12 protein-coding genes are annotated in these 14,882 nt (G+C 71.7%); 10 read left to right on the top strand and 2 right to left on the bottom strand.

The window, feature by feature from the left end; all coding sequences use genetic code 11:
- Nucleotides 1–125: 125 nt before the first annotated feature.
- Together AB0O76_RS04500 and hemW are read left to right on the top strand one after the other, a co-directional pair.
- The gene (locus AB0O76_RS04500) at nt 126–2,045 is read left to right on the top strand and encodes an ATP-binding SpoIIE family protein phosphatase (protein WP_365485338.1); all 1,920 of its coding nucleotides are present in this window, start codon (nt 126–128) and stop codon (nt 2,043–2,045) included.
- Between the two features lie 61 nt (nt 2,046–2,106).
- The gene (hemW, locus tag AB0O76_RS04495; protein WP_365485336.1) at nt 2,107–3,339 is read left to right on the top strand and encodes a radical SAM family heme chaperone HemW; all 1,233 of its coding nucleotides are present in this window, start codon (nt 2,107–2,109) and stop codon (nt 3,337–3,339) included.
- A 251-nt stretch (nt 3,340–3,590) separates the two neighbouring features.
- Here the strand turns inward: hemW and AB0O76_RS04490 are convergent, their stop codons facing one another.
- Entirely contained in the window at nt 3,591–4,412 is an 822-nt protein-coding gene (locus tag AB0O76_RS04490; RefSeq protein WP_365485334.1) for a DUF3097 domain-containing protein, read from the bottom strand.
- Nucleotides 4,413–4,447: 35 nt separating this feature from the next.
- Entirely contained in the window at nt 4,448–5,191 is a 744-nt protein-coding gene (locus AB0O76_RS04485) for an MBL fold metallo-hydrolase (RefSeq protein WP_365485332.1), read from the bottom strand.
- A 214-nt stretch (nt 5,192–5,405) separates the two neighbouring features.
- Here AB0O76_RS04485 and hrcA point away from each other — a divergent pair, with 214 nt between their 5' ends.
- The 8 genes from hrcA to AB0O76_RS04445 all read left to right on the top strand — a co-directional run bounded on the left by hrcA (nt 5,406) and on the right by AB0O76_RS04445 (nt 14,880).
- Complete coding sequence (hrcA, locus tag AB0O76_RS04480; RefSeq protein ID WP_365485330.1) at nt 5,406–6,422, top strand: heat-inducible transcriptional repressor HrcA; 1,017 nt, start codon at nt 5,406–5,408, stop codon at nt 6,420–6,422.
- A complete protein-coding gene (gene dnaJ, locus AB0O76_RS04475) occupies nt 6,423–7,562 on the top strand; it encodes a molecular chaperone DnaJ (protein WP_365485328.1) in 1,140 nt (379 codons plus the stop codon).
- Between the two features lie 156 nt (nt 7,563–7,718).
- Nucleotides 7,719–8,816, top strand: coding sequence for a nitronate monooxygenase (locus AB0O76_RS04470; protein ID WP_365485326.1), 1,098 nt, complete (start codon nt 7,719–7,721; stop codon nt 8,814–8,816).
- A complete protein-coding gene (locus AB0O76_RS04465; RefSeq protein WP_365485324.1) occupies nt 8,813–9,562 on the top strand; it encodes a 16S rRNA (uracil(1498)-N(3))-methyltransferase in 750 nt (249 codons plus the stop codon). Before AB0O76_RS04470 ends, AB0O76_RS04465 begins: the two co-directional genes overlap by 4 nt.
- A 27-nt stretch (nt 9,563–9,589) precedes the next feature.
- Complete coding sequence (locus AB0O76_RS04460) at nt 9,590–9,982, top strand: VOC family protein (protein ID WP_365485322.1); 393 nt, start codon at nt 9,590–9,592, stop codon at nt 9,980–9,982.
- A 147-nt stretch (nt 9,983–10,129) separates the two neighbouring features.
- Nucleotides 10,130–10,777, top strand: coding sequence for a hypothetical protein (locus AB0O76_RS04455; RefSeq protein WP_365485320.1), 648 nt, complete (start codon nt 10,130–10,132; stop codon nt 10,775–10,777).
- A gap of 61 nt (nt 10,778–10,838) precedes the next feature.
- Nucleotides 10,839–14,066 (top strand): S41 family peptidase, encoded by a 3,228-nt coding sequence (locus AB0O76_RS04450; protein WP_365485572.1) that lies wholly within the window; start codon nt 10,839–10,841, stop codon nt 14,064–14,066.
- Nucleotides 14,067–14,526: 460 nt separating this feature from the next.
- Nucleotides 14,527–14,880, top strand: coding sequence for a histidine triad nucleotide-binding protein (locus AB0O76_RS04445; RefSeq protein WP_365485318.1), 354 nt, complete (start codon nt 14,527–14,529; stop codon nt 14,878–14,880).
- Nucleotides 14,881–14,882: the final 2 nt, after the last annotated feature.

Genomic DNA, 14,882 nt, shown 5'->3' with positions numbered 1-14,882 from the left:
GGCATACCACTGTTCTCACTCATAACGGCCCACTTCAGTAACTCGGTGCTTATGGGCGTGGCCAGTCTGTCACTCTGTCCGTGTCGCCTGAGGCGTATTTGACCGAACTGCTCAGGAGCCGAAACGTGGGGTCCATTCCGATGCAACGGGAGACCACTTTCCGTGCGTCCCTCCAGCCGGAGCAACGCCCCGGCCCGCCGGCCGTGGTGCGCACATCGCTGCCCGGCAACTCGATGGCGCCCGCCGCCGCGCGCAGGTTCGTGCGCGCGGCGTTGGCGGACTGGACCGAACTCGCGGTGCCCGCCGCCGCGGGCATCACCGACCGCCTGGCGGACGACTCGGTGCTCCTGGTCAGCGAACTCGTCACGAACGCCGTGGTCCACGCCGGCACCACCGTCGAGCTCCTGTGCCAGCTCGACGAGGCAGGCCTGGGCGAGAGCGCCGACGCCCTGGTCATCGAGGTCTCCGACCACCACCCCGCCCGCGCGGTCCGCAGCGAGCCCGTGCCCCAGCCGCCCGGCACTCCCGAGTACGGCAGGGGCCTGCAGCTCGTCGCGACCCTCTCCGAGTCCTGGGGCATCACCTACCGCACCGGGACCAAGACCGTCTGGGCCCGCCTCCCCGTCGAGGGCGTACAGGCCGCCCAGGAGATCGAGTCGTACGCCAGTGAACAGGCGCTGCAGCGCGGTCTGCGGGCCGCCGAGATCCTCGCGCCGCTGCCGAAGCGGATCACGCACGACACGGAGTGGGTCAACCGCGGCGCGCTCACCTTCCTCGCCGAGGCCTCCGACCTGCTCGCCGGACAGTTCGACGAGGACCTGGTGGCGGCGCTCGCCGGACAGCTCCTGGTGCCCCGGCTCGCCGACTGGTGCGCGGTCTGGCTCGACGACGAGACGGAGGTCGCAGGGCGCGGCGTCGGCGCCGGGGCGCCCGGCACCCGCCTCGCCCGCGTCTGGCACACCAGCGAACAGCGCATAGAGGAGCTGCGCCGCACCCTGGAGAAGGACCCGCCCCGGCTCTCCGACGCGGTCGGCACCGGCGCGGTCCCCGTGCCCTGGCCCGCCGACGCGCTGCCGGACGAAGAGGCCGGCACGGCGCTCGCGTACCGCCTGACCGCGGGCGGGCGCGCGCTCGGCACGCTCGTCATCGGGCGGTCCGGAATGGTGCGCTTCGCCGACGAGGTCACCGGGCTCATCGAGGACTTCAGCCGCCGCGTCGCCCTCGCCGTCAGCGCGGCCCGCCGCTACCAGCGGCAGGCCAATATCAGCCAGGTCCTGCAGCGCGGCCTGCTGCCGGGATCCGTGGCCGAAATCCCCGGCGTACAGAGCGGCGTGGTCTACGAACCCCGCGACAAGGGCGGCCCCGGTGGAGACTTCTACGACGTGTTCCAGGCGGGCAAGGGCCGCTGGTGCTTCGCGCTCGGCGACGTCCAGGGCAAGGGCGTCGAGGCGGCCGTCGTCATCGGCCTCGCCCGGCCCTGGCTGCGGCTGCTCGCCCGCGAGGGCTACCAGGTCGCGGAGGTCCTCGACCGCCTCAACCAGCTCCTCCTCGACGACGCGACGGAGGCGGCGGACGCGGCCGCGGTGGTGGTCGCGGTGGCGGGCGGCCAGGGCGTGCCGCCGGACGGCGCCACGTCCCGCTTTCTCTCCCTCCTCTACGGCGAGCTGGTGCCCGTCGAGGGCGGCGTCCGCTGCACCATCGCGAGCGCGGGACACCCGCTGCCCCTGCTGCTCTCCCCCGACGGGGACGTCCGGGGAGCGGCCACGCCCCAGCTCCTCCTCGGAGTCGTCGACGACGCGACGTACACGAGCGAGACCTTCGAGCTGCGGACAGGCGACACGCTCCTCTGTGTCACGGACGGCGTCACGGAGCGCCGCTCGGGCCGCCACTTGTTCGACGACGAGGACGGCCTCGCGACGGCGCTTGCCGGCTGCGCGGGGCTCGACGCCGGTCTGGTCGCGGAGCGGATCAAACGTCTGGTGCACGAGTTCTCCGAGCGGCCGCCGGACGACGACATGGCGGTGCTTGTGCTGCAGGCGCAGTAGTCGCGTCAGGGCAGAACGAGGGCGGCTCGGGGATTCCCTGCGGTGCGGGACAATCGAAGGTATGCCTTCCGCACTGCCCGATGGTGAGCCCATGCCCGAGGACGGGACGCTGCCCGCGTCCGCCCTGCAGGGGGCGGGGGCCCGTCCACTCGGCTTCTACCTCCACGTTCCGTACTGCGCCACGCGCTGCGGATACTGCGACTTCAACACGTACACGGCGACCGAGCTGCGCGGCTCCGGCGGCGTCCTCGCCTCGCGCGACAACTACGCGGACACCCTGATCGACGAGGTGCGCCTCGCACGGAAGGTACTGGGCGACGACCCGCGCCCGGTGCGGACCGTGTTCGTAGGAGGGGGTACGCCGACGCTCCTTGCGGCGGGTGATCTTGTCCGCATGCTGGGTGCGGTGCGGGACGAGTTCGGCCTCGCGGACGACGCGGAGATCACGACTGAGGCGAACCCGGAGTCGGTCGACGCGGCGTACCTGGCGGAGCTCCGGGAGGGCGGCTTCAACCGAATCTCCTTCGGCATGCAGAGCGCGAAGCAGCACGTCCTGAAGGTGCTCGACCGTACGCACACGCCGGGCCGCCCCGAGGCGTGCGTGGCTGAGGCCCGCTCGGCGGGCTTCGACCACGTGAACCTGGACCTGATCTACGGCACTCCGGGCGAGTCCGATGCCGACTGGCGGGCCTCGCTCGACGCGGCGATCGGCGCGGGCCCCGACCACGTCAGTGCCTACGCGCTGATCGTGGAGGAAGGCACCCAGCTGGCGCGGCGGATCCGGCGCGGGGAGGTGCCGATGACGGACGACGACGTGCACGCGGACCGGTACCTGATGGCCGACGAGGTGCTCGGTGGCGCGGGATTCTCCTGGTACGAGGTGTCCAACTGGGCCACATCGGAGGCGGGGCGGTGTCTGCACAACGAGTTGTACTGGCGGGGGGCCGACTGGTGGGGGGCCGGGCCGGGGGCCCACAGCCATGTCGGGGGTGTGCGGTGGTGGAACGTGAAGCATCCGGGGGCGTACGCGGGGGCGCTGGCCGGTGGTCGGTCGCCCGGGGCCGGGCGGGAGGTCCTCTCGCCGGAGGACCGGCGCGTGGAGCGGATCCTGCTTGAGCTGCGGCTGCTTTCGGGGTGCCCGTTGTCGTTGCTCCGCCCTGCGGGGCTTGCGGCTGCGGGGCGGGCGTTGGAGGAGGGGTTGCTGGAGGCGGGGCCCTTCGGGGAGGGGCGGGCGGTACTTACTCTGCGGGGGCGGTTGCTGGCGGATGGGGTTGTGCGGGATCTCGTCGACTGACGGTCAGAGCGGCTTCCTTTCCCCAACCCCGCCCCTTCCCGAAACTTTCCGGCTCCGCCGGCCGGGGTGGCCGTCAATCACCGGCTCCGCCGAGTTCGTCCTCAAATGCCGGACGGGCTGAAAGACCTGCGGCCGGGCTCGAAGACCTGCCGATGGGTGGGCGGGTAAGTGCCGGGTTTCGGGCGGGTGGGCGGGAAACTCGCCGCGAAGCGGCGGTACGGCGGCGCGGTCGACGACGGCGCGTCGGCGGGCTAGGGAGCTGTGACGAAGTCGATCAGTTCCTCCACGCGGCCCAGGAGTTCCGGCTCCAGATCCCGGTAGCTGCGCACCGAGCCGAGGATCCTCTGCCAGGCGGCGCCCGTGTTCGGGGACCAGCCCAAAGCAGCGCAGACGCCCGTCTTCCAGTCCTGCCCCCGGGGGACCCGGGGCCACCCCGCGATGCCCACCGACCCCGGCTTCACCGCTTCCCACACGTCGATATACGGGTGGCCGACGACCAGCGCATGCGCACTCGCACTGCTCACCGACGCCGCGATGCGGGACTCCTTCGAGCCGGGGACCAGGTGGTCCACCAGGACGCCGAGCCGCGCGTCAGGACCCGGCGCGAACTCCGCGACGATCGCGGGCAGATCGTCGATGCCCTCCAGGTACTCGACGACGACCCCCTCGATGCGGAGATCGTCACCCCAGACCCGTTCCACCAGCTCCGCGTCATGCCGCCCCTCGACATAGATACGCCCCGCCCGGGCGACCCGGGCCCGCGCTCCCGGCACGGCCACCGACCCGGAAGCGGTACGGGTGGGACGTACCGGAGCCGAGGCCGCGGCCCGCACCAGCGTGACTGTACGGCCCTCCAGGGAGAAGCCGCCCGGCGTCATCGGGAAGACGCGGTGCTTGCCGAAGCGGTCCTCGAGGGTGACCGTCAGCCCCTCCGCCGTCTTCTCGCAGCGGATCACCGCCCCGCAGAAACCGGTGCTCAGCTCCTCCACCACGAGGCCCGCATCCGCGGCGACCTCCGGCACGGGCTTCGGCTTCTTCCATGGCGGGGTGAGATCGGGGGAGTACTGGCGCATTCGGACGACGATAGGAAGAAGCGGCGCCCCACCGCCTACGACACGCCGAAACGCGCCGCCAGTGTGGCCCGCTGCGCACGGACAAACTCCGCATTCACCACGGCTCCGTGCCCGGGGACGTACAACGCGTCGTCCCCGCCCAGGTCCAGGAGCCGGTCGAGCGCCGCCGGCCACCGCTTCGGGACCGCGTCGGAACCCGCCTGCGGTTCGCCGGACTCCTCGACCAGATCGCCGCAGAAGACGATCTCCGGGGAGCTTTCCGTGCCGGGGACGAGGACCGCCATGTCGTGGCCCGAGTGCCCGGGGCCCACGTTGGCGAGCAGTACCTGCACCCCGCCGCCCAGGTCGAGCGTCCACTCCCCGCACACCATGTGATGCGGGTGGACGAGCAGGTCCGCGGCCTCGGTGGCGGCGTCCCGGGGGACACCGTGCCGTACCGCCGACTCCCGCAGCTCGTCGCGGCCCCTGGCAAGGAGTGTGTCCAGGCCCACCGCGCCGTACAACTCAACCCCCGCGAACGCCGCAGCGCCGAGCACATGGTCGAAGTGCGGGTGGGTCAGGGCGAGATGGGTGACCCGGCGGCCGCCGCCCAGAATGTCGCGGGCCTGGGTCCGCAGCTCCGCGCCCTCGCGCAGGGTCGCGCCCGCCTCGATCATGAGGGCGGATTCGCCGCCGACGACAAGACCCGCCGTGCAGTCCCACACCGGAAGGCGTCGCCGCCCGACATGCGGCGCAAGCCGCTCCCATCCCGCCTCGTCCCATGCCAGCGCCACGTCCATATGCCGACGCTAGCCCCCGGCGGAAGGCTTGGCAGCCGCTGCCCGGTGCCGTGGTACCGAAGCAGGAGGTCCGGCCCTTGCCGGGGCCGTACCCGACGGCCGTACACTGGGCGCGGCGAGGACTGGCACTCGCCCGAGGGGAGTGCCAGGAAGGGGCTCGGGGCAGACAAGTGCCAGGGCGAAACGGTGGACGAAACGGTGGAGGTGTGCGCGGATGCTCAGTGAACGCAGGCTCGAGGTGCTGCGCGCCATCGTCCACGACTATGTGGGGACGGAGGAGCCCGTCGGCTCCAAAGCCCTCACCGAACGGCACAGCCTCGGCGTCTCCCCGGCGACCGTCCGCAACGACATGGCGGCGCTGGAGGAGGAAGGGTTCATCGCCCAGCCTCATACGAGTGCGGGGCGCATCCCCACAGACAAGGGGTACCGCCTCTTCGTCGACAAGCTGGCCGGCGTCAAGCCGATGGCGGCGCCCGAGCGCAGGGCCATCCAGAATTTCCTCGATGGTGCCGTCGACCTCGATGACGTGGTCGCTCGTACGGTGCGACTGCTCGCACAGCTGACCCGGCAGGTCGCCGTCGTGCAGTACCCCTCCCTGACCCGGTCGACGGTCCGGCACGTGGAGCTGCTCTCGCTGGCTCCCGCCCGCCTGATGCTCGTACTGATCACGGACACCGGACGGGTCGAGCAGCGGATGATCGACTGTCCCGCCCCGTTCGGCGAGACCTCGCTCGCCGACCTGCGGGCGCGGCTCAACAGCCGGGTCGCGGGCCGCCGCTTCGCGGACGTGCCGCAGCTGGTGCAGGACATGACGGACTCCTTCGACGCGGAGGACCGTGGCACGGTGGCCACGGTGCTCTCCACGCTTCTCGAAACGCTCGTCGAGGAGACCGAGGAGCGGCTGATGATCGGCGGAACGGCCAATCTCACCCGCTTCGGACATGACTTTCCCCTCACCATCCGGCCCGTACTCGAAGCCCTTGAGGAGCAGGTCGTGCTCCTCAAGTTGCTTGGGGAGGCTACGGATTCGGGCATGACCGTACGGATCGGTCATGAGAACGCCCATGAGGGACTCAGCTCCACGTCCGTGGTCTCGGTCGGCTACGGTTCGGGCAGCGAGGCAGTAGCCAAACTCGGCGTGGTCGGACCGACCCGCATGGACTATCCGGGAACGATGGGAGCAGTACGCGCAGTGGCACGTTACGTCGGACAGATCCTGGCGGAGTCGTAAGTGGCCACGGACTACTACGCCGTACTCGGCGTGCGCCGCGACGCTTCCCAGGACGAGATCAAGAAGGCCTTCCGGAGGCTGGCGCGTGAGCTTCACCCGGATGTGAATCCGGATCCGAAGACTCAGGAGCGCTTCAAGGAGATCAACGCCGCGTACGAGGTGTTGTCGGACCCGCAGAAGAAGCAGGTCTACGACCTCGGCGGCGACCCGCTGTCCCAGGCGGGCGGCGGCGGTGGCGCGGGCGGTTTCGGGGCCGGTGGCTTCGGCAACTTCTCGGACATCATGGACGCGTTCTTCGGTACGGCGTCGCAGCGCGGCCCGCGCTCGCGCACGCGCCGCGGCCAGGACGCCATGATCCGTCTGGAGATCGACCTCGACGAGGCCGCCTTCGGGACCACCAAGGACATTCAGGTCGACACGGCTGTCGTCTGTACGACCTGCAGTGGGGAAGGGGCGGCCCCCGGGACGTCCGCCCAGACGTGTGACATGTGCCGCGGTCGCGGTGAGGTGTCGCAGGTCACGCGGTCCTTCCTCGGCCAGGTCATGACGTCGCGGCCGTGCCCGCAGTGTCAGGGCTTCGGCACGGTCGTGCCCACTCCGTGCCCGGAGTGCGCCGGTGACGGCCGCATCCGGTCGCGGCGGACGCTGACCGTGAAGATCCCCGCCGGTGTCGACAACGGCACGCGGATCCAGCTCGCGGGCGAGGGCGAGGTCGGCCCCGGCGGCGGTCCCGCCGGTGACCTGTACGTCGAGATCCACGAGCTGCCGCACTCCGTCTTCCAGCGGCGCGGCGACGATCTGCACTGCACGGTGACGATCCCGATGACGGCCGCGGCGCTCGGCACGAAGGTGCCCCTGGAGACCCTTGACGGGCTCGAGGAGATCGACATCCGGCCCGGTACACAGTCGGGGCAGTCCGTGCCGCTGCACGGGCGCGGCGTCACGCATCTGCGGGGCGGCGGCCGTGGCGATCTGATCGTCCACGTCGAGGTCCTCACGCCGACGAAGCTGGATGCCGAGCAGGAGCGGGTGCTGAGGGAGCTTTCGCAGCTCCGGGGCGAGGAGCGGCCCACCGGCCAGTTCCAGCCGGGCCAGCAGGGGCTGTTCTCCCGCTTGAAGGACGCGTTCAACGGCCGCTGAGGCATTGGTGCTCCGGCGCCGGGGTTCTGCCCCGGTGCCGGGGTAACGGGCGGGTGGGTGGGAAAGGTCTGTTGCCCGCCGCAGGCGCAGGCGCCTGCGGGCCCAGCGGAAGGGGCGAGATTCGGCCGCCCGCCCAGGGCATGGCACGATGCGTTCATGTCCTCCGCGCTGACCGATCTCTGCCGCTATCCGATCGTGCAGGCCCCCATGGCGGGCGGTGCTTCCTGCCCGCAGCTTGCCGCTGCCGTGTCGGAAGCCGGGGGGCTCGGCTTCCTTGCCGCCGGGTACAAAACGGCCGACGGGATGTACCAGGAGATCAAACAGCTGCGCGGGCTCACCGCTCAGCCCTTCGGCGTGAATCTCTTCATGCCGCAGCCCGAGTACGCCGACACCGCGGCCGTCGAGGTGTACCGCAACCAGCTCGCGGGCGAGGCCAGCTGGTACGAGACGCAGCTCGGTGATCCGGACAGCGGGCGTGACGACGGCTACGACGCCAAGCTCGCCATTCTGATCGACGACCCCGTACCGGTCGTCTCGTTCACCTTCGGATGCCCCACCCGCGACGTCTTCGACGCCTTCGCCCGCGTCGGCACGATCACCGTCGCCACGGTCACCACCCCCGAAGAGGCCCAGACCGCGCAGTGGTCCGGCGCCGACGCCGTCTGCGTACAGGGCATCGAGGCGGGCGGCCACCAGGGCACGCACCGCGACAACCCCGAGACGGACGGCTCCGGGCTCGGCCTCCTCTCGCTCATCGCGCAGGTGCGCGAGACCGTGCAGATCCCCGTGGTCGCGGCCGGCGGCCTGATGCGCGGCGCGCAGATCGCCGCGGTGCTCGCGGCGGGCGCGGACGCGGCGCAGCTCGGCACGGCGTTCCTGGTCTGCCCCGAGTCGGGCGCGAACGTCCTGCACAAGCAGGCCATGACCAATCCGCTGTTCACCCGGACCGAACTGACCCGCGCCTTCTCAGGACGCCCCGCGCGCGGCCTGGTCAACCGCTTCATGCGCGAGCACGGCCCGTACGCCCCCGCCGCCTACCCCCAGGTCCACCACCTCACCAGCGGCCTGCGCAAGGCCGCGGCCAAGGCCGGTGACGCGCAGGGCATGGCGCTCTGGGCGGGACAGGGGCACCGGATGGCGCGGGAGCTGCCCGCCGGGCAGCTCGTGGAGGTCCTCGCGGCCGAACTGGCCGCGGCGAAGACCGCGTTGGCGGCCGGGGGCCAGCAGGGAACCCAGCCCGGGAGCCAGGCATGACCGCGCCCGTATTCGTCGTGGAGACCTTCGAGAGCACTGCCGCGGGCGGCGAAGGACGCTACGTACTCGATGGTCCCGAAGGTCGGCACGCCGTCTCCGTGAAGCGTCTCAACCCCGGCGAGGAGCTCGTCCTCACCGACGGCGCGGGGCGGTGGGCGGACTGCGTGGTCCTCGACACCGAGGGCAAGGACCGGCTGATCGTGCGGATGGACACCGTGCGCGAGGAGGCTCCCGAAGAGCCCCGGATCACTGTCGTGCAGGCGCTGCCCAAGGGCGATCGCGGTGAACTCGCCGTGGAGACCATGACGGAGACCGGCGTCGACGCGATCGTGCCCTGGGCGGCGTCCCGCTGCATCACGCAGTGGAAGGGCGAGCGCGGGCTCAAGGCGCTCGGCAAGTGGCGGGCCACCGCGCGCGAGGCGGGCAAGCAGTCGCGCCGGGTGCGCTTCCCGGAGGTCGCGGACGCGGCGACGACCAAGCAGGTCGCGGCGCTGCTCGCGGAGGCGGACCTGGCCGCCGTCCTGCACGAGGAGGGCAGCGAACCGCTGGCCACGGCGCAGCTTCCGGCGGCCGGGCACATCGTCCTCGTGGTCGGCCCCGAGGGCGGAGTGTCCCCGGACGAGCTCGCGGCCTTCGCCGCCGCGGGGGCGAAGCCGTACCGCCTGGGGCGTAGCGTGTTGCGTACATCGACCGCGGGGACGGCGGCGGCCGCACTGCTCCTGGGACGCACGGGCCGCTGGTCCTGACTCCCCGCACGCTGTCAGGGGGACGCCTTGGAACTCGCTCAAGTACGGCTGCTCGTATCGGACTTCAGCGCCTGCTACCGCTTCTACGCCGAAGTCCTCGGCCTCAAGCCGCAGTCGGGGGCGGTGGACGGGCCGTACGAGAAGTTCAGTCCGGCGATCGGCTCCGCGGGGATCGCTCTCCAGGACCGCGCGATGATGGCCCGACTCCTCGGCGAACTGGAGGAGTCGGCGACGGGGCACCGCTCACTGGTGGTGCTGCGGGTCGACGACCTCGACGCGTACTGCGGCCGCATCGTCGAGCGCGGCGGGGTCATCACCCAGGGCCCCGCGCCCATGACCGACCGCATGCGGGTCGCCCATCTCAAGGACCCGGAAGGGAACTTGGTGGAGCTGCAGGAGTGGCTGCTGCTGCGCGGCTGAGGGCACCCTCAAGGAGCGGACGGATCAGGGCTCGTAGAGGTTGAGCCACTTCCGGTCGTCGTTCTCGGTCATGTCCACCAGCGATCCGCCCGGAGTGGACGCAAAGGGGTCTACCGTCAGGCGGCTCGCAGTGGCACTCTGCCGCCTATGGGGGCATTGAGGCGATTACGTGATCGTGCGGTGGTCGTGCGCGGGCGGCGCCGACGGGTGCTGTACGCCGTCGGGCTCGCGGGGGCCGCGGTGATCGGGGGTGCCGCGTGCGATCCCGTCGACGGGGGCATGAACACCTCATCCATCGCGATCACCACCGACGAGATGGCGACGAAGGAACTGGAGCGGCAGCACCTCGACGTGCTGTGGATCAGCTGCACCGCCCGCTTCAAGGACAAGGTCACGCCGTCCAGCGGGGATCCGGACGACGACGCCGTCGCCCATGTCGACTGCCAGGGGCAGGCCAAGAACGGCAAGGGGTCCGACGACACCAGCGACATCACCGTCAAGGGGACGGTGTGGTCGGTCGTCGACGGGCACTGCGTACGCGGGAACCTGACCGCCAAGGTCGACGGCAAGGAGTGGTTCCGGGTGGACGTGCTCGGCGACTGCTCCGGGGGCGACGACGGGAACGGGAATGGCAACGGCGGCGGTGGTGACGACGGCGGTGACCATGGCGGAGACAAGCCGACCCAAGCCCCGACGTCCCATCAGCCGCCCGCCCCCACCGTCACCGTGACCGTCACGCCCGATCCGCCGCCGGCGACTCCCGACCCGACCTGCTCGTGCTTCAAGGGCAAGTGATCCAAAACAATCCAAAACACTGACCGGCTCCGCCGCACCTGCTTAGGCTGGCTGTGTGACACTGACTGGACACCCCGCGTACCTTCGGTTTCCGCATCTGCGCGGCGAGTTGGTCGCCTTCACCGCTGAGGACGACGTCTGGGTCGCTCCCCTCGACGGAGGCCGGGCATGGCGCGTCAGCGCCGACAACATGCCGGTGAACCACCCCCGCATCTCCCCGGACGGCACGACCCTCGCCTGGACGTCCACGCGGGACGGCGCCCCCGAGGTGCATGTCGCCCCGGTCGACGGCGGATCCTCCAAGCGCCTTACGTACTGGGGGAGTTCACGTACGTCCGTGCGGGGCTGGACTCCGGACGGGCAGGTCCTCGCGGTCAGTACGTACGGTCAGGCATCGCTGCGCCGCAGCTGGGCGCGGGCCGTCCCGTTGGACGGCGGGCCCGCCGACACGCTGCCGTACGGGCTCGTCGGCGATGTCGCGCACGGCCCGCGGGACGGTCAAGTCCTGCTGCTCTCCGCGCCGATGGGGCGCGAGGCCGCCTGGTGGAAGCGGTACCGGGGCGGCACCGCGGGGAAGCTGTGGATCCGGAGTGGCGGTGCGGGTGACGAGGGCGGCGACGACCGCTTCGTACGCGTCCATGAAGAGCTCGACGGGAACATCGAGTACCCGCTGTGGGTGGGGGAGCGTATTGCCTTCCTCTCCGATCACGAAGGCGTCGGTGCCGTCTACTCCTCGCTGCCCGACGGGTCAGATCTGCGGCGGCACACAGGTGTCGACGACTTCTATGCCCGGCACGCCGCCACCGACGGCACCCGCGTCGTCTACGCGTCCGCGGGTGAACTCTGGCTCCTCGACGACCTGGTGGACGCCGAGCCGCGCCGCATCGACATCCGCCTCGGCGGCCAGCGCACCGACCTCCAGCCGTTCCCCGTGAGCGCGGCGCGCTGGTTCGGTGCCGCCGCTCCCGACCACACGGGACGCGGCAGCGCCGTCTCCGTGCGCGGCGGCGTGCACTGGGTGACCCACCGCGAGGGGCCCGCCCGCGCCCTCGCCGTCGATCACGGGGTGCGCGCACGGCTGCCGCGCACGTTCCGCGTCGACGGCGAGGAACACGTCGTCTGGGTGACGGACGCGGAGGGCGACGACGCGCTCCAGTTCGCGCCCGCCACGGGGCTCGCGCCGGGCGCGACGCCGCGCAGGATCGCCGCCGGGCAGCTGGGCAGGGTGCTCGGGCTCGCCGTGGCGCCCGACGGCAGCCGGGCCGCCGTCGCCTCGCACGACGGCCGTGTGCTGCTCGTCGAGCGGGAGAGCGGGGAGGTGCGCGAGGTCGACCGCGGGGAGCACGGGGACGCCACCGGGCTCGTCTTCTCGCCGGACTCGGCCTGGCTCGCCTGGTCGCATCCGGGGCCGCGTCCGCTGCGTCAGCTGAAGCTGGCGAACACGGCCGATCTGTCGGTGTCCGATGCGACTCCGCTGCGGTTCCGCGACTACGCGCCCGCGTTCACCCTTGACGGGAAGCATCTGGCGTTCCTGTCGGCGCGCTCCTTCGACCCCGTCTACGACGAGCACGTCTTCGACCTCGCCTTCGTCGGCGGATCGCGGCCGTACCTGATCACGCTGGCCGCCACCACGCCGTCGCCCTTCGGGCCGCAGCGCCACGGGCGGCCCTTCGAAGCGCCCGACAAGGACGAGACGCCGGACAGCGAGGGCGCTCCTGTCACCCGGATCGACCTCGACGGGCTCGCCGACCGCATCGTGCCCTTCCCCGTCGAAGCCGCCCGCTATTCGACGCTGCGGGCCGCCAAGGACGGCGTCCTGTGGCTGCGGCACCCCGTGCGGGGCGTACTCGGCGCGTCCCGCGCCACCCCGTCGGACCCCGACCCGCAGACCGAACTCGAACGCTACGACCTCGTACAACAGCGCATCGAGGAACTGGCGTCGGACGCCGACCACTTCTCCGTCAGCGGGGACGGCAAGCGGGTCCTGCTGTGGGTCGACGGCAAGCTGAAGGTCGTGCCGAGCGACCGGCGCGCCTCCGGCGACGAGAACTCCGACTCCAACGTCACCGTCGACCTCACACGGGTCCGGCAGACCGTCGACCCCGCCGCCGAATGGCGCCAGATGTACGACGAGGCCGGGCGGCTCATGCGGGACAACTTCTGGCGTCCTGACCTGGGCGGGGTCGACTGGGACGGCGTGCTCGACCGCTATCGGCCGGTCCTCGACCGGGTGGCCACGCACGATGACCTCGTCGACCTGCTGTGGGAAGTGGCAGGAGAGCTCGGTACGTCCCATGCGTACGTCGTCGGGGGCGGGGCCTGGGGGACGTCCGCGGTGCGGCAGGGGCTGCTCGGGGCGGATGTCTCGCGGGGCGCGGACGGGGCGTGGCGGATCGACCGGATCCTCCCCTCCGAGACGTCGGATCCCGCTGCCCGGTCCCCGCTCGCCGCCCCTGGGGTCGCGGTGCGGGCCGGCGACGCGCTGCTGGCCGTCGCGGGGCGGCCGGTCGATCCGGTGACGGGTCCCGGGCCGCTGCTCGTGGGCACGGCGGGCAAGCCTGTCGAGCTGACCGTGTCGCCCGCGGGGGGCGGCGATCCGCGGCACGCGGTGGTCATCCCCGTCGATGACGAGGAGCCGTTGCGATACCACGCCTGGGTCGTGGACCGCCGTGCGTACGTCCATGAGCGATCCGGCGGGCGGCTCGGCTATCTCCACGTGCCGGACATGCAGGCTCCCGGCTGGGCACAGATCCACCGGGACCTGCGGGTGGAGGTGGCCAGGGACGGTCTCGTGGTGGACGTACGCGAGAACCGTGGCGGCCACACGTCCCAGCTGGTCGTGGAGAAGCTCGCCCGGAAGATCGTGGGCTGGGACCTGCCGCGCGGCGCACAGCCGTACAGCTACCCGGCGGACGCACCCCGTGGGCCGGTCGTCGCCGTCGCCAACGAGTTCTCCGGCTCCGACGGGGACATCGTGAACGCGGCGATCAAGGCGTTGGGGATCGGGCCCGTGGTGGGGACGCGGACGTGGGGCGGGGTGATCGGCATCGACAGCCGCTACCGCCTCGTGGACGGGACGCTGGTCACCCAGCCGAAGTACGCGTTCTGGCTGGAGGGGTACGGGTGGGGCGTCGAGAACTACGGCGTGGACCCGGACGTGGAGGTGGTGACGACACCGGAGGACTACGCGTCCGGCGCGGACCCCCAACTGGACGAGGCAATCCGCCTGGCGCTGGCCGCGCTGGAGAACTCCCCGCCGAAGACTGCCCCGGAGCTGCCGGGGTCGTGAGGGAGCCGGCCTGCGGCCTCGGGCCCCGGGGCGGTGGGGCCGGTCCGCGATGGCCCCGGTGCTCGGGCGGCCTTCCTGCCCCGCCGCGGATCTTCCCCACCCACCCACCCGATCACCCCGCGACGGCTCTCCCTCCCCACCCACCCGATCGCCCCGCGGCGGTTCTCCCCACCCACCTGGTCACTTCGCGGCGGATCTTCCCCGCCCACCCACCCGATCACCACGCGGCGGCTCTCCCCACCCACCCACCCGATCACCCCGCGGGGAATCGGGTGGGCAGGCGGGAAGGCTTGTTCGTTCAGGCGGGGCTGCCGGGTTATGGGCGGGTGGGCGGGAAAGGATTGGCGGGACCGCGGGGCGCAGTTCACCGCTGCCGGGGGGCGTGGAGGCGGCCTGGCGTGGGCGCAGCCCGGATAGCATGCGGGGGGCATAGTGAATCAGCGTGGACCGGAGGCGCCCCATGGCGGGAGAACCGCAGGCAGACTGCCTGTTCTGCAAGATCGTCGCGGGTGATGTACCCGCGACCGTCGTGAAGGAGACGGAGACGACCGTCGCCTTCCGGGACATCAACCCGCAGGCCCCCACCCACATCCTGGTCATCCCCAAGGTGCACTACAGGGACGCCGCCACCCTCGCCGCCGCCGAACCCACCATCGTCGCCGACCTCCTCCGCGAGGCCGGCGAGGTCGCCGCCGAGGAGAAGGCGGAGAGCTACCGCATCGTCTTCAACACCGGCTCCGGTGCGGGCCAGACCGTCTTCCATGCGCACGCCCACGTCCTCGGCGGACGCGGCCTCCAGTGGCCCCCGGGATAACT

The sequence above is a fragment of the Streptomyces sp. NPDC086554 genome, from assembly GCF_040686095.1.
Lineage (GTDB): Bacteria > Actinomycetota > Actinomycetes > Streptomycetales > Streptomycetaceae > Streptomyces.
Note: the sequence above shows the minus strand (reverse complement) of the source record. Positions and strands in the feature narration are given on the sequence as shown.